Consider the following 24826-nt stretch of genomic DNA (forward strand, 5'->3'; position numbering starts at 1 on the left):
TGGGTGAGCATACGCTTGCATGCATGACCTATTGCGCGAATTGACTGCGGATGTTGTATCCGCCAAAACAAAAACGACGCGGACCAAATCACGCCGTTCGAAGTGAAGTTTGCAGGTTTTGCTCAGGGCTTGCCGATGTAGTCTTCCTTGCCAATACCGGCGCCCGCCACACGCAGGATGTCGTAGGCTGTAGTGCAGTGGAAGAACAGGTTGGGAATGACGAAATGCAGCAGATAGGCCTGGCCTTCGAATGACAGCTCGTTATTGCGCGTCTTGATGGTGATGGCGCGGGTTTCGCTGCCATCGATTTGCTCGGGTTTGAAGCTCTTGATGTAGTCGATAGCGCGTTCGATGCGGCTGTAGAGTTCTTCGAAGGAGGTTTCGTTGTCTTCGAACTTGAGCGGATCGACCCCGGCCAGGCGCGCGGCGCCATTCTTGGCCATGTCGGTGGCGATCTGCACCTGTTTGACCAGTGGCAGCATGTCGGGGATCAGACGTGTCTGCAACATCACTGAATCGTCAACATTTTTGTGTTTTGCGTGTGTCTGACCCAGCTTGAGGACATGGTGCAGGTTGTTCAGGGCGCGCAGGAAGACGGGTATGGCAACCTGATACATGGAAATACTCATGGTGATGGCTCCGATTGATCGTTGGGAAGAGGCTCGTGACAGATGACGTCCGCCGCGGGGGAAAGCTCTGTGCTTAGCATCGTGGCGGCATGTTCCGAAGCCGGTCCTGCTTGTACGACGTGTATGTGTCGTATGGCATAGCCTGCGACGAGAGTTGCAACGGCCAGCAACGACCCGGCCAGCACAAAGGCGATGCCGGGCAGATGCACAGGGGCGTGGTCACTGATAAACAGTGCGAACAAATTGGCGAACACTGCCGGTCCGAAGATGCCGGCGAGGCTGGCCAGGCTGCTCAGCGCGCCCTGCAAGCGACCTTGTTCGTGTGGATCCACTTGCTGTGTCATCAAGGCTTGTGCAGGCGGTCCGGACAAGCCACCCAGGCACAGGAAAGGGATTCCTAACAGGAACATCCAGCTTACGGATGACAGGCCGAAGAACATGTACCCGACGACGCAAAGCGGCAGGCCCAGCATGATCATGCGCCGTTCGCCGAGTTTCGGCATGAGCTGCCGTACCAGGATCGCTTGCACCAGCCCGCTGCAGAGTCCGACCAGGCCCAGCGTGTAGCCCACGGCCTGTGGGCCCCAGCCATAGCGGTAGTCGGTGTAGAGCACATAGGTAGAATTGAGGGAAAATTGCGCCAAGTTGATGAGGAAGAACACGGCAGCGAACGCGAACACCTGCGGATAGCGGCGCAACAGCACCAAGGCGCCGAAAGGATTGGCATGGCGCCAGTCGAAATGTTTGGCGCGGCGCTCTGCCGGTAATGACTCCGGCAGTACGAAGAATCCATAGCAGAAGTTCACCAGTGACAGTCCGGCGGCCACCCAGAATGGCAGGCGAAGGCTGATATGCCCCAGGAATCCACCCAGCGCCGGTCCCGCGATAAAACCGAGGGCGAATGCGCCACCCATCGCGCCGAAAGCGGCCGCACGCTGCTCCTTCGGCACGATATCGGCGATGTATGCGTTGGCGGTGGAGAAGCTGGCCGAGCAGATGCCGGAGACGGCGCGGCCGACAAACAGTAGCCACATCACCGGGGTCAACGCCATCACGATGAAATCCACCCCCAGTCCAAAGCTGGAGATCAGGATGACGGCACGCCGGCCAAAGCGGTCCGACAGTGCGCCTTGCACCGGCGAGAACACGAATTGCATCAGCATGTAGACCGTGCCGAAAGCGCTGATCCACACGGCCGCTTTCGCGATGCTGCCGCCGATCAGGTCCACGACCAGATGTGGCAGGACCGGAATGATGATGCCGAATGCGAGCATGTCCAGCATCACCGTCACAAAGATGAATGCGAACGCGGCTTTCTGGCGGGAGGAAGCGGGAATCGGTGCGGAATCCATGTGTGGGGCGTCGATAGGTAGCTCGAAAGGTCAAAGATTCAACCATAGCCGATGGCGGGCGGCTTGGTATGGGCAGGACGTGAGCAAAACGTCGCGCAATGTTGGTGAGGGTGAGACCAGGGCGCGAAAACAAAGATATGTGCGAGAACTGAATCGCTCGCTTCGCCCGGACCCATCCGATGTTTCGCAAGTCTGTGCATCCGCATCCGCTGAAGGCAGCCAAAGCAAGGCGGCGATGGCGGTTTGCATCAGCGGCGGCTGCCACGCAGGCCGATGAAATCGAGGAACTCGGCGCGGGTACGGGCATCGTCGCGGAAAGCGCCAAGCATCTGGCTGGTGATCATCGACACGCCGCGCTTGTGCACGCCGCGGGTGGTCATGCACTCGTGACTGGCATCCACCACCACGGCCACACCGGTCGGACGCAGGTTTTCATCAATGCAGCGCGCGATTTCCGCGGTCATTTTTTCCTGCACTTGGAAGCGGCGCGCAAAAGCATCCACCACGCGCGCCAGCTTGCTGATGCCAACCACACGATGGGTGGGCAGATAGCCTACGTGGGCGCGGCCGATGATCGGCGCCATGTGATGTTCGCAGTGGCTCTCGAATTCGATGTCGCGCAGCACCACCATTTCGTCATAGCCGGCCACTTCCTCGAAGGTGCGGCGCAGGTACTCACTCGGGTCGATCTGATAGCCGCTGAACCAATCACGATAGGCCTTGACCACGCGCCGGGGTGTATCGAGCAGACCCTCGCGTTGCGGATTCTCGCCGGCCCAGCGCAACAGGGTGCGCACCGCTTCTTCGGCTTGCTCGCGGGTAACATCGGTGGACTCGTGCTGCTCGCTCATGCGGCTTTCCTTGGTGCTGTGCTGGCTTACAAGTGTAGCGCCCGCGTCAAGATGATAGGGTCGCAGGGAGATGGGGCGGCTTGCGCTGCCCGTAACCCGTCTTCCCCGCTGATTCCGTACGAGCCTTGCCGATGTCCCGATCCATCAACCGCGATACCCAGTTGTGCATGTCCTTGTCCGGCCGGCCGGGCAACTTCGGCACGCGCTTTCAGAATTTCCTCTACGAGGCGCTGGATCTCAATTACGTCTACAAGGCCTTTACCACCAAGGATTTGCCGGCAGCGATCGGGGGCATCCGTGCTCTGGGCATTCGTGGTTGCGCGGTCTCGATGCCGTTCAAGGAAGCCTGCATACCGTGGGTGGACAGTATCGATGATTCGGCGCAGGCGATCGCCTCGATCAACACGATCGTCAACGAAGATGGTCATCTGCGTGCCTACAACACTGACTACATCGCCATCCGCAAGCTGATCGAGCAGCATGGATGGTTGCCGGATACGGAGTTGGCCTTACGTGGCAGCGGCGGCATGGCCAAGGCGGTGGCCTGTGCGTTCCGCGATGCGGGGTTCAGGCACGGGTATGTCGTGGCGCGCAACGAAGCGGCCGGGCGCAAGCTGGCCGAAGTCAGCGGGTTTGCGTGGGTCGCCGATACATCGGAGCTGGATGCGAAGCTACTGATCAACGTCACGCCACTCGGCATGGAAGGTCCCGAGGCCGGCCAATTGTCTTTCGATCGAGCCATGGTGGAACGTGCGAAGGTTGTCTTCGATGTGGTGGCTTTGCCATCGGAAACGCCGTTGATCAAACTCGCTCGTTCGCTCGGCAAGCGAGTGATGACGGGGGCTGAGGTGATCGTGTTGCAGGCGGTGGAGCAGTTTGTGCTCTATACGGGCGTGCGGCCGGATGATGCGCTTATTGCAAAAGCTGCTGCAAATGCGTTGCCTTAATCTCAATGGCACTAACTTAAGCATCGTCGCCCCGGCGAAGGCCCACTGCTGTCCGGGGAAAATTGTGCCGCGTGCGAAGTGGCTAAAGACGTGCATGGAGTGAGCCCCTCTCCCTTCGGGAGAGGGGTTGGGGTGAGGGTTCGGCCAGCGCGCGAAAACAAAGAATTGCGCGAGAACTGAAGCGCGCGCTTCGCCCGGACCCTCACCCGCCTGCCGGCACCCTCTCCCGTAGGGAGAGGGGTTCACTCATCAGATGTTTCGCAAGTCTCCGCATCCGCTGATGCGGTGAAATCTTTGGCATAAGCCACACTCCATCAATCAGCGTGACTTTCCCCGGACAGCAGTGGGCCTACGCCGGGGCGACGATGCTTACGTTAGTGCCATTGGCCTTAATCTTCTGTCGTTTCTTCTTCACCGTTGAGCGCATCGTCCAGCAACTGCTGCGCCTGTTCACCCGGCAAGGATTCCACATCGCGCAGCTTGCGTTCGATCGCCCGCGTACGCACGCTGGTGGCATCGATGTGCCTGCCTGCTTCATCCAGCTTCTTGCGCACCATCTTTAGCACGTCGCCGAACTTGCCAAATTCGTTCTTTACCGCGCCGAGCAATTGCCATACCTCGCTGCTGCGCTGTTGGATCGCCAGCGTGCGGAAACCCATCTGCAAGCTATTGAGAATGGCGGAAAGGGTCGTAGGACCGGCCACAATGACGCGTTGCTCGCGTTGCAGGCTTTCGAACAAGCCTGGGCGGCGGATGATTTCGGCGTAGAGACCTTCGGTGGGCAGGAACAGGATGGCAAAGTCAGTCGTCGCCGGCGGCGCAATGTACTTGGCGCGAATAGTCTTGGCTTCTTCGCGGATATGGCGCTCCAGTGCCACCGCCGCACGCTCCACCGCATCGATATCGGCTTGCTGCTGCGCATCGAGCAGACGTTCGTAATTTTCGCTAGGGAATTTCGCATCGATCGGCAGCCATACCTGGCTGTCGCGCTCGCCCCCCGGCAGGCGGATGGCGAATTCCACGCGATTATCGGAGCCCGGAACGGTGGCGATATCGATGGCGTATTGCTCGGGCGTGAGTATCTGCTCCAGCAGTGCGCTCAACTGCATTTCGCCAAGAATGCCGCGTGTTTTCACATTGCTCAGCACGCGCTTGAGATCGCCCACACCACTGGCCAGCGATTGCATTTCACCCAAGCCGCGCTGCACGGCTTCCAGGCGCTCGGAAACGAGCTTGAACGACTGGCCGAGGCGTGTTTCCAGTGTGGATTGCAGTTTTTCGTCGACCGTGGCCCGCATCTGCTCCAGCTTGATGGCGTTGTCCTGCTGGATGGCGCCGAGTTGGGTTTCCAGCGTGGTGCGTACTTCGCCGAGGCGCTTCTCATTGTCGGCCGTGAGCGCTGCCAGTCGTTGTTGCTGCTGTTCGCCGAGCCGGGCGAGGCTGGCGGCCAATTCTTCGCGGCCACGACGGGCGTCTTCGGCAAGACGCTGGGCGAGGGTTTGCAGGCCGTTGTCGGTGCGTTCGGTGAGCAGGTCCAGACGCTGGCCAAACAGACTGATACGTTCCTGCTGCTGTGCGGCTATCGCGTCGAATTGGTCTTGCATCAGGCCGCGGAATTGCAGCAGCGACTGGCTCAACTCGCCGCGTCCGGCGCGCTGTTCCTGGGCGAGGGCGTCACGCAGGTGGCGATTGTCGTCCTTCAGGGCGTCCAGTCGTGTGTGCAGGCCCACGTCGCCGCGCCCACGCAGCAAGATAAGCATCTGCAGGATCAGCAGGAGCACAGTCAGGGCCAGCAGGATGTCGATCAGGGACATGGATGATTCCATTAACCTACGAAACGCGGCAGAACACGGCTTTGAGATAGCGGCTTTCCGGCACATCCGTGCGCACGGGATGATCCGCACCCGCGCCGCGTACTTCCAGCACCTGGATTTCGCGTCCGGCATTCAGCGCTACGCGGCGCAGCATTTCCAGGAAATCGGCTTCGCTTACCAGGCCGGTGCAAGAGCAGCTCAGCAGCAAGCCGCCGGGCGGGATCACATCCAACGCCAGGCGATTCATGGCGAAGTACTTTTTCAGTGCGTCGAGCACCTTGGTGCGATCGCGGGTGAGCTTGGGCGGGTCGAGGATCACCGCATCGTAGCGCTCGTCGCGTGCCACCGCCTGACGCAGCCATTCGAAAATATCCGCCTGCTCGAAGCGAGCGGACACGTTATTCGCCCCGGCGTTGGCACGGGCGATTTCCAGGATGCCGGCATCCATGTCTACGCCGACTGCCTCGCGTGCACCGCCAGCCATCGCATGCACTGCGAAACCGCCGGCATTACAGCACAGATCCAGCACGCGCCGTCCGCACACCAGTTCAGCGAAGCGCCGGCGGTTTTCGCGCTGGTCGGCGAAAAAGCCAGTTTTGTGGCCGTAGCCAGGTGCGGCGTGAAAGCGCAGGCCGTGTTCGTGCACTTCCACGGGTGAGGGCGCTTCGATCGCGCGGCAATCGAAGGACTCCTGCTTCTGTACGTGGCTTTCGGCAAACCAGTACAGGCGCGCACCGGGGAAGTGGCGCAACAAGGCGGCATGAATCGCGTCGCGGAACTTCCACATGCCTGCCGCGAAATATTCGATCACCAGGATATCGGCGTAACGATCGACGATCAGACCGGAGAGGCCATCGCCTTCGCTGTGCACCACGCGCCATGCGTCGGTGACGGTGTCGAGTGCCAGCAGCTCCCGACGCAGCGCCACGGCGCGATCGATGCGTGCGGCAATCCATGCGCTGCCGATCGGCTCATCGGCAGACACGGTGAGCAAGCGTAAGGCGATACGAGCGTGCCCGTTCCAGAAGCCACGGCCCACGAAGCGGTTCTTGGCGTCCATCACATCGACCACGCTGCCCGGCGGGATGCGTGATGGGGGCTTGTGAACCTGCGCCGACCATACCCAAGGGTGACCAGGGGTGCGGTCGGTTTTAAGGCGGACAACGGGTCGTTCGGAGGGGGTATTCATCCGCCTATAATAACTGGGGCAGCCGCTTTGCCTTGGGTTTCAGCGAAGCAATCGGTGCCTCAGCGCAGCTTGAGCACCAGCCACGACACCAGCGCGAGCACATTCACGCCCAAGTGCGACACGGAAGGTCCATAAAACGCCAACACAAAACGCTGGCTGCCAAGCTGCCAGCTCAGCTCAGGCCGCGTGGGCAGATGCACAACCGTATACAGGTCGATGCACGCGCCACAGTGCAGGGCGTAGCTGAAAACGGGTGTGGCGATCAGCGGCAATTGCAGCCATTGCGCAATGCCGGAGAAGCGAATGCCACGTTCGCTGTTTTCCAGCAGCAGTACGCCTGCCACTAGCACGAAGGCATACACCGCGAACTCGATCAGCCCGAAGGCTGCCGTACGCAACGGGCCGATGGCCAGTAGGCGCGGCAGGATGATCGCCATGCCGTAGAAACCGCCGGCGACTTCCAGGATAGCAATCAGACGAAACAGGATCAGGCGCATTCAACACTCCCTTAAAAGCGAACAACGAGTGTAGAGGAGCGAGAAGTGAAAGAGGGTCCCTTGGGTCAGCTTGCGCCTGTTGGGACATTGGCGATGATACCTGTGCCTATTAGTGTTTTGATGGCTTTTACTCATTCATCGGCTGATGCTGGTTATATACCCTGATTTCCTTTTTGGGCCTTGAGGAGCGAGGAAGGGATGCGGACAGACAGGGCTTGCCCCAACCTATTGAATTTAAAAGTGATGGGGTGGCACTTGGAAGGCCCGCAGGGTGTGCCGCGCGGCTTGGTCACGCGAGGCTTGGAGGAGCGAGGAAGACGGTCAGTCTTCCCCGCGCCACGCAACACACCCTGCGGGCCTTCCAGGTGTCATGACGACGGCGATACTTATTCAGCGTTGCCTTAAGTTAAAATTCGTAGCGCGCCGCACCAAATGATGGGCCTGACAATGACTAGTAAGGGGCATCCGACGGATGTCGATAGTGTGAAAACAACAACGCTTGCACGTGACGGTGTTCCTTTTGCTGAGTGCGTGACTATTGATTGGCGCGAGACGGCGGAGCGTCGCTTAACCAAGTTGACCGATGCGGAACATGATCTGGCTGTGGTTCGCGACAGGCTCGACTACCTTCAATCCAATTATCGTTTGCTCTTGCAGCAAAGCGAACAGCGACTGGTGCGCATTCGTGAACTGGAACGGGAGTTGGAGGAATTGAACGCAGCACATTCGCGGTTCTTCGGTGACTTTCGTCGACGGCTGGCTGCGCTTCGCCCGCGTATCAAGGCACTTATACTTTTTGCGATTGGCCTGATATTGCGGGTGCCTTTGGCAAGACCCGTCGTCCGAATAGTGCTGCGAGCCTTCCCGAAGCTCGGCGATAAGCTGCGCGCTAGGTTTCTTACCTCGGGTCAGTCCGAATAGCGCTCTCGGCGTTAATTCCATAAAAAAACAGTCATTACTGGCATACCATTGCCGAGGGAGTTTGATGAAGATCGTCCTGGATCTCCAAGGAGCCCAGTCCAATAGTCGTCATCGGGGTATAGGTCGCTATACGGTTTCTATGGCACGCGCATTTGCTGAAGAGGCGGCGAAGACGCATGAGTTATGGCTTGCCCTTAACGGTCGGCATGATTGTTCGGCTCTCGATCTGATCGAAGATTTCAGTGACCTCATACCTCGGAACCGCGTGTTGATTAATGAGCTGCCGGCTAATATTGCAGGTTGTTTGGAGGCCAACCGTGAGCGGATGCTTGTGGCGGAGGTGGCGCGAGCAAGTTTTTTCGATCAAATCGATGCCGATTGCATTTGGCACAGCAGCATGTTCGAGGGTTGGGGTGACGATTCCAGTGCTTCATTGGGTAGTGGAACAGATGATTACCGCCACGCGGCAACGCTATACGATCTGATCCCGTTGATTCATCCCGGACGGTATCTGCACGATTCGAAGTACAAGCACTGGTATTACCGTCGTTTGGGTCTTCTCAAGCGTTGTGGTTTGTTGCTGGCCATTTCTGAATCCTCTCGCCGTGAGGCCATAGACTTCCTCGGCATCCCACCCGATCGCGTAGCAGTAGTCTCAGCAGCCGTAAGCGGAGCCTTTGCCCCAACTTTTGCGGATGAGACAGTGTGGGCGCGCTGGCATCAGCAATACGGGATTACTCGTGGCTACGTGTTGTACGTCGGTGGTTATGACGTGCACAAGAATGTGGATGGCTTGCTGACGGCCTATGCGGATTTGCCTCCCTCGCTGCGGGAACGTCACCCTCTGGTCTTAGCTGGGCGGTGCGACGAGCAAGTGAAGCGCTTCCTGGTCAATCAGGCAGGACGGTTAAGGTTGAAACATTCAGGCGTGATCTTCACCGAAGAGATCGACGACGCTGAACTAGCGTTGCTGTATTCGAACTGTGAGGTTTTTGTCACACCATCTTTGCACGAAGGATTTGGCCTGCCTGTGTTGGAAGCGATGTCGTGCGGCGCTGCGGTAGTGGGATCCAACACGGCGAGCTTGCCTGAGGTCATCGGTTGCGAGGATGCACTCTTTGATCCTCGAAGTCCCAGCTCGATGGCACACAAGTTACAGCAGGTGCTTACCGACGCAGATATGCGTAAGCAATTACGCGAGCATGCGGTGAAACAGGTTGCCCAGTTTTCGTGGGCGGGTTGTGCGCAAAAGGCTTTGGCGGCGATTGAGCAGCATGTTGAGCGCTCACCAAAAAAGTTGGTTCGAACGCTGCGCCCGCGGTTGATCTATGTATCACCGCTCCCGCCTGCACGCTCTGGCATTGCTGATTACAGTGCCCGATTGCTGCGCGATCTGGCGAGTCACTACGACATCGAGGTCGTTGCCGACCAGCCAGAAGTATTGGATCCGTGGGTTCAGGCCAATTTTCCGTTCCATTCGGTGGACTGGCTGCGGAAGTTTTCTGATCTGGAAGCCCGTGTGCTCTACCACATGGGGAATTCGCCCGTGCATGCGTTCATGTTTGAGCTGATGCGCCAAACGCCGGGCGTGGTTATGTTGCATGACTTTTTTATGGGAGGAGTTCGCAACTGGATGGATTCCTTCCCGAGCGCCAGGCGTAACTGGACGGTTCCCCATAGTAAGGATGGCTTTAGACAAATTCTGTTTGAACATCATGGTTACGGTGCACTCCTGCACGATATGCGTCAGGGGCGTCGTTCGACGATCGATACCTATCCGGTGAACTTGGACGTGCTTGATCGGGCGTTGGGTATTTTGGCGCACTCACATCATGCTATCGATTTGGCTCGATGGCATTGGGGTGAACAGATCGCCGGAAAATTCAAGGTCGTGCCTTTCCCTAAAGCCTTGTCCCGGCGTGATCGCCGTGAGGCCCGGCGCCTCCTGGCTGTCGGGCCGGATGAATTTGTCGTCTGCAGCTTTGGCTTGCTAGCTCCTACCAAATTGAACCATCGTTTGCTCGAAGCATGGTTCAAATCTTCGCTGGTCAATGATTCTCGCTGTCACCTGATTTTTGTGGGAGAAAATGATGGTGGGGAATATGGCAAGAATATCGTTGCCACTATTGAGAAGGCATCGTCTTCCAAGCGCATTCGGATTACAGGTTTTGTTGACGAAGATCGTTACATGGACTATGTGGCTGCGGCAGATATCGCTGTGCAATTGCGTACGGCAAGCCGGGGCGAAACATCGGCTGCGATTTTCGATGCGCTGGCGCAAGGTGTCCCCCTGATTGCCAACGCACATGGCTCCATTGACGAGTTGCCAGATGATGCTTTGTTTAAGCTCGACGATGAGTTTAGCGAAGAAGACTTGGCCGCTGCGCTGGACACGCTTCGGGGGGACGACTCATTAAGGCAGCGCTTTGTTACCAGATCATCCGAATGGCTTCAGCGTCACCACCACCCAGTCGTTGCTGTGGAACGCTACAGGGATGCCATAGAACAGTTTTCAGGTCATGGTGTCAAGGCACTTAATGAGCATGCGCTAGCTGTATTGCAGCGGAATGCTGATTCCCCTAAGCAGGGCGAACGCATGCGGCGGATGGGTTATGACTGGATGGCGCGCAATCGGCCGCGCCCGGACAAGCCGCGATTATTCGTGGACGTCACTGCGACGTCGTCCAGCAAGTTGCATACCGGCATAGAGCGTGTCGTGCGCGGCGTGCTGACCCAGCTGTTGAGCGCGAATGGTTTGTCGTGGCGCATTGAGCCGGTCAGGTTGGTTGACGGGAAATTTGTACAAGCTTTGCCTTATACGCAGCATTTGCTTGAGCTATCTCCCATTGCTGGCGAAGGCAGCGAAGTCCATCCGCACGCAGGAGACGTGTTCCTCGGACTGGATTGGGTGGCCGATGTGTTGCCAGCCAATACAGCCTTGTTGGATGCATGGCGCGCATGCGGTGTAAAGATGCTTTTCGTTGTCTACGACTTGCTTCCGGTACGCATGCCTCACCACTTTCCGGATTTCATTTCGCCCATGCATGCGAGCTGGTTGCAGTGCATCGGGCACTACGCTGACGCTTTGGTAGGCATTTCCAAGGCCGTTATCGAAGATCTGCGCGACTGGTACGATGATCATCCGCCTGAACGCCGTACGCCTCTTGAGCTAGGCTATTTTTATCCAGGTAATGACCCGGCTGCGACGCGTCCAACCCTCGGATTGCCCAAGGAGGCGTCCAGGCTACTGCGGCGTTTGACCGATACGCCAAGTTTTCTGATGATCGGAACGGTTGAGCCGCGCAAGGGGCATGCATTCGTATTGGATGCGTTCGAGCGTTTCTGGGCGAGCGGAGGGTTGGCCAATCTTGTCATTGTCGGAAGACACGGCTGGATGTCGGATGCGCTGGGTGAACGCTTGCGCGCCAGGGCAGCTTCTGATGCGCGGTTGATTTGGATCGAGCAAGCGAGCGATGAGTATCTTGAGCAGCTCTATGGTGTCGCACGCGCGTTGATTGCGGCTTCAGAAGGTGAGGGGTTCGGTTTGCCACTTGTTGAGGCGGCACGGCGTGGTCTTCCCGTCATCGCGCGCGATATCCCCGTGTTTCGAGAGGTATCCGACGGGCTTGCTTACTACTTTGACGGTCATGACGCCGATAGCCTTGTTGACATCCTCGGCGTTGTGCTGACGAGCGAGAAGTTCGCCCAGGCGCGGGAGCCATCAAGTTCCCTGTCATGGAAAGCAACAACTTCGCGGTTGTGTGAGCTGATCAGCCATGGACGCCATGAGCAATGGCTTGCGCCATGGGTGCCGATGCGGGAGCGCGGCTGATTTCTCCGAGCCCGCTTTCTGCTTGACGCTTCGGTCTGTGCGAAAGAATTTCAAGAGGCTTTGATTGGGTTGGGCATGGGGTGAATGGCAGCGCGTAGTGTCGTAGCACTGCCATTTGGCACGAGGTTGCGGCATGCGGCAATCAGGTCAGGATATGCTCGCAGCACTCCTATCCCGCTTCGTCATCGTACTGCGTTGCTCTGATAATAGAGATTGCAGAAATTTTTCCAACCTCGGTTTGATCGCCTGGGTGGAGCAATATCGTTCCAGCGAGTGGGTCGCAGATTGGCTCATTGCGGCATAAACGTCGGGTTCATGTTTGGCAACGTGGTAACTATTTCGATATGCCTGTGCCAGGGACTGGTAATGAATGCGGTATCGTGTGGTACGTATAGCCTGACGCTGATCATGTGGCCATGCACCTGGTTCGCGGCTCGCATCCACCACAAATGCACATTCGTGGTTGATGTAGTCCATCATGGACGTATGCCGGCAAGCAATTGCCGGAATGCCTGCGGACATGTATTCCATCAAGGGTAGGCATTGACCTTCGCCGATGGATGTATTGACCGTATAGGTGCTGTTGCGCAGCAGCGCATGGTATTCCTGGTTGTGCAGATACGCGTGGACAAGCAGAACCCGACAGGAGGCTGGCCCCGTGGTATAGATAGCCTCCAGCATGTGAGGGATGATTGCAGAAGGATCATAGTGCGTTAGCTTGATCAAAAGTGTGGCGTCGGGCTTGTCGCGAAGTGCTTCGCAAAACGCGTTGATCATCATCAGCCAATTCTTGCGAGCGTCCCCAGGGTTGAAGATGGCTGTGTAGACAATGCCATCAAGGTCAATATGATCCTGGTGCTCCTGGATGTTGGAGGGCAGGGGCAGTACGTTCGGCGATGCGTCCTGCAGGGCGCGTTTGCGATAGGCATACAGGTCAGTACGCGTGCTGTCGATAACCAGTCCTTTAACGGAGAGTACGCGAGAAGGTTCGACCGCGCGCTGCACACTTTGCATCCGGTCCCACAGAGGAGCAGGGATACTTTCAATGGCGAAGTTGGCTCCGAGCGCGGCACGCGTCCGGTTCACGGTGTAGCTTGAGTGCGAGAGGGCGGCGCCTAGGCGTCCCAGGACCCGTCGCCAATCATTTCGTGGCTTGCCGTTGAAGGCTTCGTCAGGAAGCGTTTCAAACTCCCACGCAAATACAGGGACGGTGGGGCAAGCCAAATGGATGGGTGTTTTGCTAGGAGGCAGAAAGCAAAGGAATACGCAAGGTTCACCGCGTGCTACAGCATCGGCATAGATGGCATCGACTTCAAGTTCCGGATGGGTAACCTCGATGACGGTGCCTATTTGTTCCAGCAAGGGTTTGAATTCGTTTAAAACAAACCGGTAGCTGTATTCGGGGCGTCCTAGTCGCTGTACCAATTCGCACGTTGACGTGCTGGTGTAAATAATAAGAATCATGGAGTGTCGACGAAAACGAATCAGTTCAATTGAAAAACTGGTGTGTCGGTGCCGACATCCAGAGCGGGTAATGCGAGCTTGAAAAATCGGCGAAGTGATCTCTTTACTGCGTTATATCCGCAGTATGCCTGGATCGATTCTTGCGCGCGTGATGCCATTCTGCGATAGCGCGCTGGATCGTTATTGACCATCGCATAGCTTTCTTTGAATGCGTTCACTAGAGATTCCCAATCTAATTGACAGTAAGAGGTGCGATTGATCTGATGGTCGCCGTGTGGCCAGTTAGTTGGCATGCCAGGATAGCTTTTGAGGACGAATGCGATATCGTCGCGAATATAATCAGCCATCGCGGTGTTATCTGGAGCAATGGCCGGTATGCCTCGATTTAGAAATTCGACCAGCGGCAAGCAGAGTCCCTCACACAGGGACGTGTTGACGTAATACGTGCTTGCTTCCGCCAACGCCGTGTAGTCCTGATCAGATAAATAACCATAGATGGCGATCACGCGGCATTTGAACGGTGCGAGCTTCGTTAGCATCATCAAGAGTTGAAGGTGGTTATGCGGTAACTCCTTGCCGGTTAGCTTCAATAGGAGTGTCGCTTCTTCGTTGTCGCGGAAAGTCCAGCAGAAAGCGGTAACCAAGTCTTCCCAATTCTTGCGGCCAGCGGATGGGGTGAGCACGCTCGTATAGATGACTCCGCGCAGTTCAATGCGCACATTGAATCGAGGGGGTAATTCCCAGCCGGAGGGGGCCGGCGGCAAATATTCCTCGGCGGAGGCGCCTTCCGGGATGTGCTTGTGCTGGATTGCTGGCGTGGGTGCGGCATAAGGCTTGACTGTCTGCATGGGCTCCGGAAGCAACTGCAAGTCGGTTGGGTCGAATGGCGTTTCATCCAGGGTATCTGGATGTACAAGACCATCAGGGTCCAGGCCGATACGCTGGCTATCGAGAACGACCGCGTTTATTCGCAAAGTGACTCCTCCACCACGCAATGGATCGCCGTCGGCTGCCAGGGCGGTAGAGACTTGTGGCAGCGGTGAAGGAATGGCTGCTATGGGATAGTGGTATCCCATGCTGCGGCGTACAGCTTCGGCCGTATGGTTTGAAAGGCAAATGGCTTGCCTCGCAATACCCAGTGGTACACGCCAGTCATGACGCGGATCGTCGATCCACGATTCTTCTTCAATCTGCTCTGGAATGTTCGGATATTCCCACGCAAACACCGGCACCGTGGGGCAAGCGAGGCCTAGAGGGGTCTTGTGCGGAGGGGCAAAGGACAGCAGTACGCACGAATCGCCCTTCGTTTTGCAGTGCCTATATAAAGGGTCAACGCTAGAGACATCTGTAAGTTCGATAACCTCACCAAGTTCAGCGAGTACGGCCCCGAAAGCGCGCAACAGGAAAAAATAGCTGTAATCGGCCGCGCCTAGCTGATCTCCGATTTTGTTCTTGTCAAAGTTGGCGTACAGAAGGAATGTCATACGTTCGGCTGTCTCCCCTTTATCTGCCTAGTGTAGTTGTGCCCGTCGTCGCCAGGGCAGTATGGCCAATGGTGCCGTGCAACGCTGCAATAGGCTGTTTCCAAGCCTATTTAGCCCATTTCTTTTTGTTAGGGTAAGATGACAGGTTTTAAAAACATAGTCATCCAGCCTGAGATGTTGCCAACATGGGTATAGCCAAAAAGAGTCGACCGCGTGGACTGGGAACACGTGCCATTCACGCGGGCCAGCATCCTGATCCCGCCACTGGTGCGATCATGACTCCCATCTATGCGACCTCCACATACGTCCAGGAGAGTCCAGGGCGACATAAAGGTTTTGAGTATTCGCGTACTCAAAACCCTACGCGGATGGCTTATGAGCGCTGCATCGCTGATCTCGAAGGGGGCGCAGGAGGCTTTGCTTTTGGATCCGGTCTGGCGGCGGCGGCTACCGTGCTCGATCTGCTTGACAGCGGCAGTCACGTGATTGCTATGGATGATCTCTATGGCGGTAGCTACCGTTTGTTCGAGTGTGTTCGCCGTCGTTCGGCAGGGCTCGACTTCAGCTTCGTCGACCTCAATGATGCCGAGGCATTGCGGGCGGCATTGAAGCCGAACACACGCATGGTCTGGGTGGAGACGCCAACGAACCCCATGCTCAAACTGGTTGACTTGGCCAAAGTCGCCCGTTTTGCAAAAAAGCACGGGTTGATCCTGGTGGTCGACAACACGTTCTGCTCCCCCATTCTGCAGCGCCCGTTTGAGCATGGAGCGGACCTAGTGTTGCATTCGGCAACCAAATATCTGAATGGACACTCGGATATGGTGGGCGGTGTGGTGGTCGCAGGTAGTGCTGAATTGGCCGAAAAGATGGCCTTTCTGCAGAACTCGGTGGGTGCCATTGCTGGCCCGTTCGATGCGTTCTTGGCGATGCGCGGTCTCAAGACGCTGCATTTACGAATGAAGGCGCATTGCGAAAGTGCGCTTGAGCTGGCGCGTTGGCTGGAAAAGCATCCTGCCGTGGAGCGCGTGATTTATCCGGGCCTCAAGAGTCATCCGCAGCAAGCCCTGGCGCGTCGTCAGATGGATGGGTTCGGCGGCATCATCAGTGTCGAAATCAAGGGCGGATTGAAGAAGGCTCGCCGTATGCTGGAGCGCTGCGAGTTATTCGCACTGGCAGAGTCATTAGGTGGAGTCGAAAGTCTTATCGAGCATCCAGCGATCATGACGCACGCCTCCATACCGTCAGCCAATCGCAAGCGGCTTGGAATCACAGATGGACTGATAAGACTATCGGTAGGCGTAGAGGATGTCTGGGATCTTCGTGAAGAGCTAGGGCACGCTCTAGCAGGCTGATCGTATGGATTGCTTTTGCCCTGAGAGCGGACTGCTCGGTTCAGTTATTGGTCTTGCGTATTGGGGCCGGTCGTTACACCCTACACATCCTTTGAGGGTAGTACTTGAGCCGGTGATACCTCGTTGGAGCCGGCCAGTTGGCCGCGAGGCGGGCCGAGTTCTGGGCGGCCCTGATGAGCTGCGTGTAAAGAATTGGCAGCAATGCCAATGACTCCAGTTTCTTGCTTCGTTCCTTTTGTTTTGTGCTGGAACGGTGCAGGCGGTTACATTCTTTCTCGACTTATTTCGTTTACTGACTCTTGAGATGCACGACCACATGAAAACTGCACTGATAACGGGTATTTCCGGCCAGGATGGCGCCTATCTGGCGCAGCTTCTTCTCGACAAAGGCTACAGGATATACGGTACTTATCGTCGTACAAGCTCGGTCAATTTCTGGCGCATCGAAGAGCTTGGTATCGACAAACATCCCCATTTGCACTTAGTCGAGTACGATCTGACGGATCTGGGTTCGAGCATTCGCTTGCTTGAAGCCACTGAGGCGGAAGAGGTTTACAACCTTGCCGCCCAAAGCTTTGTCGGCGTGTCCTTCGATCAGCCCATTACCACGGGGCACATCACCGGCATCGGGGCGGTGCATATGCTGGAAGCGATCCGGACGATCAACAAGAAGATTCGCTTCTACCAGGCATCAACCTCGGAAATGTTTGGCAAGGTACAGGCAGTGCCACAGTCAGAGAGCACGCCTTTCTACCCACGTAGCCCCTATGGTGTTGCAAAGCTTTACGCCCATTGGATGACGGTCAACTACCGCGAATCTTACGGTATCTTCGGCGCCAGTGGCATTCTGTTCAACCACGAATCACCGTTGCGTGGCCGGGAGTTTGTAACGCGAAAGATCACGGATGCGGTGGCCAAGATTAAACTTAGCCAGCTCGACGTGCTCGAGCTGGGCAATCTGGATGCCAAGCGCGATTGGGGATTTGCCAAGGAATACGTCGAGGGCATGTGGCGCATGCTGCAAGTCGATGAGCCTGATACCTATGTACTGGCCACCGGGCGCACCGAAACGGTACGCGATTTCGTCAGTATGGCTTTCAAAGCCATTGGGATCGATATGGAGTGGAAAGGCTCCGGCGATAAGGAGCGCGGTCTCGATGCAGCAAATGGGCGTGAACGTGTACGTGTGAATCCGCGCTTCCATCGTCCTGCCGAGGTTGACTTGTTGATTGGCGATGCCGGCAAGGCGGAGCAAAAGCTAGGCTGGCGTGCCCAGATGACTCTTGAGGATCTGTGCCAGACGATGGTGGAGGCTGACCTCAAGCGTAACGAACGCGGGGCATCGTTCTAAGATGTCCCAGTCGCGTGCTTTGATCACGGGTGCCAGCGGATTTACGGGAAGGTATGTTGCTTCTGAACTAGAAGCGGCCGGTTTCAAGGTCACTGGCCTCTCGTATGGAGGTGGGCAGTCTGCTCTCGAAGACATTTGCGCAGATGTTCTTGATCGTCAGGCATTGCGTGAAGTCATCGCATCGGTAAGTCCGGACGTTGTTCTTCATCTGGCAGGCATTTCATTCGTTGCACATGGCGACGTTGATGAAATTTACCGCGTAAACGTGTCGGGAACACGCAATTTGTTGGAGGCATTGGCTTCGCTGATTCGGCCACCTTCATTGGTAGTACTTGCCAGTAGTGCCAATGTTTACGGGAATGCAACGGTCGAACCGGTTACCGAGGATACGCCAGCCTCGCCAACCAACGACTACGCGGTCAGCAAGCTTGCCATGGAATACATGGCAAGCTTGTGGAAATCCCAGCTTCCCATCGTCATCACACGTCCTTTCAACTATACGGGAATAGGGCAGTCAGAGCAGTTCCTTCTGCCTAAAATTGTCTCGCACTTTCGTCGCAAGGAGAGCTCCATAGAGCTCGGCAATACGGACGTTTTTCGGGACTTTGGTGATGTTCGTGATGTGGCACGTGTTTATCGCAAGCTGGTAGAAACTCGCCCGGCTGGCTCCGTGCTCAACATATGTAGTGGTGTGGGACATTCGCTGGACGAGATACTGGAGACAATGGCGGCCATCGCGGGTTATCACATTGACGTCAAAATCAATCCGGCATTCGTTCGAAAAGAAGATGTGCGGCGTCTGATAGGGTCCAACCGTGCACTATTTGATGCGATTGGGTTTGTGCCGAGTATTCCGTTAAGCGAAACGCTGTCGTGGATGTATGGTGGCGAGTGAGCTCGGCGTGAATGCCCTTATATAATCGGAAAAGCGGTTCGGACAAAGCGACTTCCATGGAGAGAGCACACCGATGCTGAAATGTTTCAAGGCATACGATATCCGCGGCCGGATTCCTGATGAGCTGAATGAAGATCTGGCTTATCGGATCGGCTGTGCCTATGGCGAAGTACTAAGCGCGCGCGAAGTGGTAGTGGGCTATGACGTACGTCGCGACAGCCCCGCTCTAGCCAAAGCACTCACCCGTGGCCTCAATGAGGTTGGGGCAAGTGTGATTGATATCGGCCTCTGTGGCACTGAAGAAGTCTATTTTCAAACAGCACACCGTGGTGTAGATGGCGGCATCATGGTGACAGCCAGCCACAACCCGATGGATTACAACGGCATGAAGCTGGTTCGTGCCGGGGCGAAACCCATCAGTGGGGACAGTGGCCTGAACGACATCCGGGAAAGGGTGGAGAGTGGTCACTTTGGCAAAGCACCCATTTATGGCGAAAACCGCCTGGATGCAGATAAATCCGCCTATATTCAGCATCTGTTGAGCTACATCGACAAATCTTCACTACGTCCGTTGAAGATCGTCGTCAACGCGGGCAATGGCGGAGCAGGGTTGATTGTCGACGAATTGTCGCATCATTTGCCGTTTGATTTCGTGCGAGTGCATTGCGAACCCGATGGAAGCTTTCCAAATGGTATCCCCAATCCATTGTTGCCGGAAAACAGGGCCGCGACGGCGGATGCCGTGCGCGTTCATGGCGCTGATCTTGGCATTGCATGGGATGGTGACTTTGATCGTTGCTTTTTCTTCGATGCCAGCGGGCGCTTCATCGAAGGCTACTATCTGGTGGGATTGCTGGCGGCACAGCTTGTTGCAAAGCAACCCGGCGCCAAGATCATTCAAGACCCACGTCTCACTTGGAATACCATAGACATGGTTCGACAAGCGGGCGGCGTGCCGGTGGTGAGCAAGACCGGGCATGCATTCATTAAGGAGCGCATGCGCGCCGAAGATGCAATTTACGGCGGCGAAATGAGTGCTCATCACTACTTTCGTGATTTTGCCTATTGCGATTCGGGAATGATCCCTTGGTTATTGATCGCAGAGCGCATGAGTCGAACGGGAGTTTCGCTTGCGGAGATGGTCGAGGAGCGCATGCAGGCTTACCCATGCAGTGGTGAGATCAACTTCCGCGTCGAGGATACGACGGCAACGATAAATAGAGTCGTGCAGCTTTTCGTTGGCGATGCACTTGTCGTCGATAGAACAGACGGAGTCAGCATGGAATTTGATCGTTGGCGCTTTAACTTGCGCGGATCGAACACCGAGCCTCTATTGCGCCTCAATGTCGAATCTCGCGGCGATCAGGTATTGATGGAAGACCGTACAGCATATTTAGCGGATTTGATCCAGAAGCAATGAGTAGCAAGTTTTGTGTGGGCATAACAGCTTTCGCGAAATTTGTGCCGAGCCGGCTCATCACTTCCGGGTCTAATTGAAAAGCAGCTTTCTTAAAGAACTGGTTGGCATCGATGCAAAAACAAATAATGGTCACTGCGGTCGGGGACATCGTGGCGGCGTTACGCCGTATCCACCTTGTCGGCATGCTCGGCTGGCAGGATGTGCGTCAGCGATATCGTCGATCAGTCCTTGGACCGTTCTGGCTGACCATCAGCATGGGTGTAATGATCGGCACGATTGGCTTGGTGTTTGGGCAAATCTTCAAGTCTCCGCTGACGGAGTTCCTGCCATTTCTGGCAGCGGGAATGATTCTGTGGGCATTCATTTCCAGCGTTGTTTTGGAAGGATGCGATTGCTTCATTTCGGCCGATAGCATTATTAAACAGTTGCCGATTCCGTTGTTCGTGCATGTGTTGCGCATGATATGGCGAAACACGCTGATTCTCGCGCACAACATAGTTATTTTTCCACTCGTGCTTTTAGCAGTGGGGCGCCCGATCGGCTGGCTAGGACTCCTTGGTATTCCAGGCTTCCTTCTTGTTGTGGCCAATCTGACATGGGTGGCGCTCCTGCTCGGCATTTTGTGCGCAAGATATAGGGATTTGTCGCAGATCGTTGCCAGTCTTCTGCAAGTTCTTTTTTATCTCACGCCCATCATGTGGATGCCATCGAGTCTGCCTCGGCGCGCAGGGACATTTTTACTTGACCTGAATCCCGTTTATCACCTTCTTTCCATTGTGCGTTCGCCACTACTCAATGAGTGGCCATCGCAGAGTGATTGGGGTGTATCGCTGGGGATATGCATACTCGGTTGGATGGTTGCACTGGTTCTGTATGGACGCTACAAGCGTCGCGTTGCCTATTGGCTGTGAGTAAGGCGAAAGTATGGCGATCGTAGAATTTGACAATGTCAGCGTTGACTTCCCTATTTACAACGCTAGCGGCCGTTCATTGAAAAAAAGTTTGATGCGTGCGGCTACTGGCGGACAACTAGGCGCCGATGGACAGGGGCGTGTCGTCGTTCGTGCGCTGGAAAACCTGAATTTCACGCTTAGGGACGGGGATCGAGTTGGTTTGATAGGGCACAACGGGGCCGGTAAGAGTACGTTGCTTAGACTGCTTTGCAGTGTTTATGAACCATCGACAGGCAGTGCAAAAATCGAAGGCGAGGTAGGCTCCTTGCTCGATATTTCCTTAGGAATAAACGGCGAAGCCACTGGGCGTGAAAATATCTATCTGCGTGGAGGATTGCTGGGGCTGAAGCGCGGTGAAGTTACTCGCAGGATGGATGAGATCGTTGACTTTGCAGAACTCGGTGAATTTATCGACATGCCGGTTAGAACTTATTCAACGGGTATGCATTTACGCTTGGCATTTGCCGTGTCTACGATTATGCGGCCAGAGATTCTTCTGATGGATGAGTGGCTTTCAGTAGGTGATGAGAATTTTAAGCACAAAGCAGAAACCAGAATGTCCGAGATTGTGCAGTCAACCCATATCCTTGTCATTGCCAGTCATTCGCGCGAACTGATTAAGAATAGCTGCAATAGAGTCTTATGGCTTGAACATGGGCGGGTTCGTATGGACGGTGGTCCAGGGGAAGTCCTTCCTGCGTACTTTGGGACTAATCTGTGATGAACAAGATTTACAGGAACCAGGTTGATCTCAGAAGCGCCTTGTTTAGCCTCGCAAAGAGGGAAGATGCCTATCAAGACAAAGGTGATGCGATGGGAGATTCAAGCCCGGGCACACCGTTTTCTGAAGGATTGGGTCAGATGCAGAACACCTCTGTTGGGTTTAAGCGCCGCATCAAGTGGTTGCTTAGAAAGCCTGCGGCTGCCGTATATAGATTTTTGAAGCCCTTCATTCGTCCGCTGGCCTATAGGACACGCACATTTTTTCATGATGGGATTCATCAACACACTTCCAGGTTGTCTGCCGAGTTGCACGTCAAGCTTGATCAAGAGATGTGGCATCTGATGACCTTCAAAGAGGAGCTACAGCGTCTGAGGGCGGAAGTGCAAGCCGATCAGTCAAAGACTTCCGCCACGGTCATTCAAGAGCTGCAATTCATGAGGGAGCTTCTTGAGGAGGACCTCCATGATACCTATGCGAAAGTAGAGCGCGCGCTTGCAAGCATTGAATCATCGCTGTCAACTAAGTTGGATCGCACCGAGGCGTACGCCTATGTAGGGGCTCGCCGTTTTGCAGTCAATTGTGGCAATGGAGACGTGCTCGTAAGGACAGATATTGGTTACATTATGTGCCAGGGGTCTACTGATCCTGCGGTTCTCTCCATGTTGATAGAGAGTGGTGACGTGGAGCGCGGTACTCGTTTGTTGATTCAGCGACTACTAAAGCCCGGTGATCTTTTTATTGACGTGGGGGCTAATTTGGGCTTGCACACCATGGCGGCAGCTCACGCCATGCAGGGCAAAGGCAAGATCATTGCTTTTGAGCCCTTCCCAGATACGGCGCGTCTGCTCAGATTGTCTGTATTGATAAACGGTTTTGCAGACATGGTTGAAATTCATCAGACGGCTGTTTCAACGGGATCTGGCAAAAGGTCACTTTACCTCGGGCAAGTCAGCGGCCATCACTCTTTGTTTCCTCATGGCACGGGGTTGGGAAACGAACAGCGACACGTTGAAGTGTCGCTGTCTAGCATTGATGACATCGTCGGCGAAGACGAGCCGGTTGCGCTCGTTAAAATTGACGTCGAAGGTGCTGAGTTGGAGGTGCTGGAGACGGCTAAATCAACGATACGGCGTAATCCCGGCATTGCAATCATTGCCGAATTTGGTCCTTCTCATTTGCAAGTGGTCGGTCATGATGCTGCCGATTGGCTCGCTTCGTTTACGTCTCTGGGAATGGATTGGCGTGCGATCAACGAAGATACAGGTGCTTTGGAGCTTTATTCTTTTGAGCAGTTGAAGAGTGTGCATTCTGTCAATCTCCTCTTTGCCAAAACAGGCTCCTCCGTGTTTTCCATTTAAAGCAGTTTTTAAAGAAAATCTATTCTAGGGTTTGACGCGAGCATAGCCATGGTTAAAGGCGTAGTGATGATAGGGGCAGGAGGGCATGCAAAGGTTTGTATAGAACTTCTGCGGGCCATGGGAAGGTCTGTTGACTTCTGCATCGGCAACGCAGGAGCTGCCCAGACTTGTCTAGGGGTGCCGGTTGTTGAAGGGGATGAGTACATGGCAAAGCTCCGGAAACAAGGGTATGAAGAAGCTTTTATCGCCATCGGTTCAAATTCCCTTCGAAATCGACTTGGCATCCAGGCGATGAATCTAGGCTACAAACTTGTTAACGCAATAAGTCCAGTTGCTCAAATTTCGCCAAGTGCAAGCATAGGAAATGGAGTTGCTATCATGGCCGGAGTGATTATTAATGCAGAGACGATCATAGGTGATTTGGCCGTCATTAATACCGGGGCCAGCATAGACCATGATTGCCATATTGGCAGGGCGGTTCACATCGCCCCTCAATGCGCACTTGCTGGTAATGTGACGATTGCATCTGAAGCATTTTTAGGTGTGGGTTGCAAAGTTATTCCAGGTATAAAAATCGGTGAAAACACCACGCTTGGAGCGGGTGCCGTTGCTATCAGGAATATTCCTGCCAACATGAAGGCTGTTGGCGTGCCTGCAAGAATCGTTAATTAATAAAAGGATTAAATAATGAAACGCATTTCTGTCGCGCAGCCGAAGCTTTCTGGTAACGAACAAAAATACGTCCTTGATTGCCTAGAGACGAACTGGATTTCGTCCAATGGCAAATACATCAATGCTTTTGAGCAGGAGTTCGCGACATTCTGTGGGGTCAAGCATGCCATAGCTGCCAACAATGGAACCACTGCATTGCATCTGGCACTGGTTGCGCTTGGACTTAAGCCCGATGAGGAAGTTATCGTACCGACAGTTACCTATATAGCTACGGCTAACGCGGTCCGTTACTGTTCTGCAACACCCGTGTTCGTGGATGTCTGCTCCGACACCATGAATATCGACCCCGAAGCGATCGAAGCAAAGATCACGCCCAAGACGCGTGGAATTATTCCGGTGCATCTGTACGGTCATCCCGCCGATATGACGCGTGTCAACGATATTGCAAGTCGGTACGGACTTTGGGTGTTAGAGGATGCCGCGGAAGCTCATGGTGCGGAAGTTCATGGCAAGCGAGTTGGCGGCCTAGGTGCATGCGCAATTTTCAGCTTCTTTGGTAACAAAATTATCACCACCGGCGAAGGCGGCATGGTTACCACTCATGACGACGAGCTGGCCGCGAAGCTTCGGCTTTTTCGAGGGCAAGGCATGGATCCGCAGCGTCGTTACTGGTTTCCGGTAATAGGTTACAACTACCGTATGACCAATATTCAGGCGGCTATCGGGCTCGCACAGATGGAGAACGTCAATCAGGCACTCTACGAGCGTGAGCGGCTTGCGGGGTGGTATAACGAGGCATTAGCCGAGCTGGAGCAAAGGATTATTCTTCCGGTGAAGCAAGAATGGGCCAAGGAGGTTTATTGGATGTATAACATCTTCCTGCGAGAAGGGGGGGCGCAGAAACGCGATGCAGTGATGCGTTCGTTGGATGAGGCAGGGATAGAAACACGTCCTGTGTTTTATCCGATGCATGTCATGCCACCCTATCAGGATAATGGTGTTTATCCCGTTGCAGATCTGTGGGCTCAGCGAGGTATTAACTTGCCCACTCATCAAGATCTAACGCGCGAAGATGTTGAAAGAATCGCGAGCAGCCTCAAAGTTGCGCTTGCCTGAAT

General features: G+C 55.3%; 20 protein-coding genes. 12 read left to right on the forward strand and 8 right to left on the reverse strand.

The features are described from left to right. Nucleotides 1-122: 122 nt before the first annotated feature. From EO087_RS14050 to folE, 3 genes are all read right to left on the reverse strand, one after another. Entirely contained in the window at nucleotides 123-629 is a 507-nt protein-coding gene (locus EO087_RS14050) for a DUF1993 domain-containing protein (RefSeq protein WP_128899416.1), read from the reverse strand. Beyond that, on the reverse strand, nucleotides 626-1981 hold the full coding sequence (locus tag EO087_RS14055; RefSeq protein ID WP_128899417.1) for a TCR/Tet family MFS transporter: 1356 nt from the start codon (nucleotides 1979-1981) through the stop codon (nucleotides 626-628). Before EO087_RS14055 ends, EO087_RS14050 begins: the two co-directional genes overlap by 4 nt. Before the next feature lie 248 nt (nucleotides 1982-2229). Continuing rightward, a complete protein-coding gene (gene folE / locus EO087_RS14060) occupies nucleotides 2230-2832 on the reverse strand; it encodes a GTP cyclohydrolase I FolE (protein WP_128899418.1) in 603 nt (200 codons plus the stop codon). Between the two features lie 131 nt (nucleotides 2833-2963). Between folE and EO087_RS14065 the strand changes: the two genes are divergently transcribed. After that, nucleotides 2964-3779: a shikimate 5-dehydrogenase gene (locus EO087_RS14065; protein ID WP_128899419.1), complete on the forward strand. Its 816-nt coding sequence runs from the start codon at nucleotides 2964-2966 to the stop codon at nucleotides 3777-3779. Nucleotides 3780-4168: 389 nt separating this feature from the next. On the opposite strand, the gene rmuC is transcribed toward EO087_RS14065, so the two are convergent. The 3 genes from rmuC to EO087_RS14080 are packed head-to-tail and all read right to left on the reverse strand — an operon-like array spanning nucleotide 4169 to nucleotide 7279. Next, nucleotides 4169-5593: a DNA recombination protein RmuC gene (gene rmuC, locus EO087_RS14070; RefSeq protein ID WP_128899420.1), complete on the reverse strand. Its 1425-nt coding sequence runs from the start codon at nucleotides 5591-5593 to the stop codon at nucleotides 4169-4171. A 16-nt stretch (nucleotides 5594-5609) separates the two neighbouring features. After that, nucleotides 5610-6782, reverse strand: coding sequence for a class I SAM-dependent rRNA methyltransferase (locus EO087_RS14075; RefSeq protein WP_128899421.1), 1173 nt, complete (start codon nucleotides 6780-6782; stop codon nucleotides 5610-5612). A gap of 59 nt (nucleotides 6783-6841) precedes the next feature. Next, a complete protein-coding gene (locus EO087_RS14080) occupies nucleotides 6842-7279 on the reverse strand; it encodes a hypothetical protein (protein ID WP_128899422.1) in 438 nt (145 codons plus the stop codon). A 483-nt stretch (nucleotides 7280-7762) separates the two neighbouring features. Between EO087_RS14080 and EO087_RS14085 the strand changes: the two genes are divergently transcribed. Together EO087_RS14085 and EO087_RS14090 are read left to right on the forward strand one after the other, a co-directional pair. Next, complete coding sequence (locus EO087_RS14085; protein ID WP_128899423.1) at nucleotides 7763-8200, forward strand: hypothetical protein; 438 nt, start codon at nucleotides 7763-7765, stop codon at nucleotides 8198-8200. 64 nt (nucleotides 8201-8264) lie between these two features. Beyond that, on the forward strand, nucleotides 8265-12032 hold the full coding sequence (locus tag EO087_RS14090; protein ID WP_128899424.1) for a glycosyltransferase: 3768 nt from the start codon (nucleotides 8265-8267) through the stop codon (nucleotides 12030-12032). Between the two features lie 147 nt (nucleotides 12033-12179). Here the strand turns inward: EO087_RS14090 and EO087_RS14095 are convergent, their stop codons facing one another. Together EO087_RS14095 and EO087_RS14100 are read right to left on the reverse strand one after the other, a co-directional pair. After that, nucleotides 12180-13496, reverse strand: coding sequence for a glycosyltransferase (locus EO087_RS14095; RefSeq protein ID WP_164931857.1), 1317 nt, complete (start codon nucleotides 13494-13496; stop codon nucleotides 12180-12182). A 20-nt stretch (nucleotides 13497-13516) separates the two neighbouring features. Then, nucleotides 13517-14980: a glycosyltransferase gene (locus tag EO087_RS14100; RefSeq protein WP_128899425.1), complete on the reverse strand. Its 1464-nt coding sequence runs from the start codon at nucleotides 14978-14980 to the stop codon at nucleotides 13517-13519. 185 nt (nucleotides 14981-15165) lie between these two features. On the opposite strand from EO087_RS14100, the gene EO087_RS14105 reads away from it, so the two are divergent. The 9 genes from EO087_RS14105 (at nucleotide 15166) to EO087_RS14145 (ending at nucleotide 24824) form a co-directional block, all read left to right on the forward strand. Continuing rightward, complete coding sequence (locus EO087_RS14105) at nucleotides 15166-16335, forward strand: PLP-dependent aspartate aminotransferase family protein (protein ID WP_128899426.1); 1170 nt, start codon at nucleotides 15166-15168, stop codon at nucleotides 16333-16335. Nucleotides 16336-16651: 316 nt separating this feature from the next. After that, on the forward strand, nucleotides 16652-17686 hold the full coding sequence (gene gmd, locus EO087_RS14110) for a GDP-mannose 4,6-dehydratase (RefSeq protein ID WP_128899427.1): 1035 nt from the start codon (nucleotides 16652-16654) through the stop codon (nucleotides 17684-17686). A 1-nt stretch (nucleotide 17687) separates the two neighbouring features. After that, on the forward strand, nucleotides 17688-18581 hold the full coding sequence (locus EO087_RS14115) for a GDP-mannose 4,6-dehydratase (protein ID WP_128899428.1): 894 nt from the start codon (nucleotides 17688-17690) through the stop codon (nucleotides 18579-18581). A gap of 73 nt (nucleotides 18582-18654) precedes the next feature. Then, complete coding sequence (locus tag EO087_RS14120; protein WP_128899429.1) at nucleotides 18655-20001, forward strand: phosphomannomutase; 1347 nt, start codon at nucleotides 18655-18657, stop codon at nucleotides 19999-20001. Nucleotides 20002-20111: 110 nt separating this feature from the next. After that, complete coding sequence (locus tag EO087_RS14125; RefSeq protein WP_128899430.1) at nucleotides 20112-20912, forward strand: ABC transporter permease; 801 nt, start codon at nucleotides 20112-20114, stop codon at nucleotides 20910-20912. Nucleotides 20913-20925: 13 nt separating this feature from the next. Further along, nucleotides 20926-21675, forward strand: a complete 750-nt coding sequence (locus EO087_RS14130) for an ABC transporter ATP-binding protein (protein WP_128899431.1) — start codon at nucleotides 20926-20928, stop codon at nucleotides 21673-21675. After that, nucleotides 21675-23036 carry an FkbM family methyltransferase gene (locus EO087_RS14135; protein ID WP_128899432.1) on the forward strand — a complete coding sequence of 454 codons (1362 nt, stop codon included), beginning with the start codon at nucleotides 21675-21677 and terminating at the stop codon, nucleotides 23034-23036. The genes EO087_RS14130 and EO087_RS14135 overlap by 1 nt, the downstream gene beginning before the upstream one ends. A 48-nt stretch (nucleotides 23037-23084) precedes the next feature. Further along, nucleotides 23085-23708, forward strand: coding sequence for an acetyltransferase (locus EO087_RS14140; protein WP_128899433.1), 624 nt, complete (start codon nucleotides 23085-23087; stop codon nucleotides 23706-23708). Nucleotides 23709-23723: 15 nt separating this feature from the next. Beyond that, on the forward strand, nucleotides 23724-24824 hold the full coding sequence (locus EO087_RS14145; protein WP_128899434.1) for a DegT/DnrJ/EryC1/StrS family aminotransferase: 1101 nt from the start codon (nucleotides 23724-23726) through the stop codon (nucleotides 24822-24824). Nucleotides 24825-24826 lie beyond the last annotated feature (2 nt).

This window comes from Dyella sp. M7H15-1, assembly GCF_004114615.1.
In the GTDB taxonomy this organism is placed as follows: Bacteria; Pseudomonadota; Gammaproteobacteria; order Xanthomonadales; family Rhodanobacteraceae; genus Dyella_B.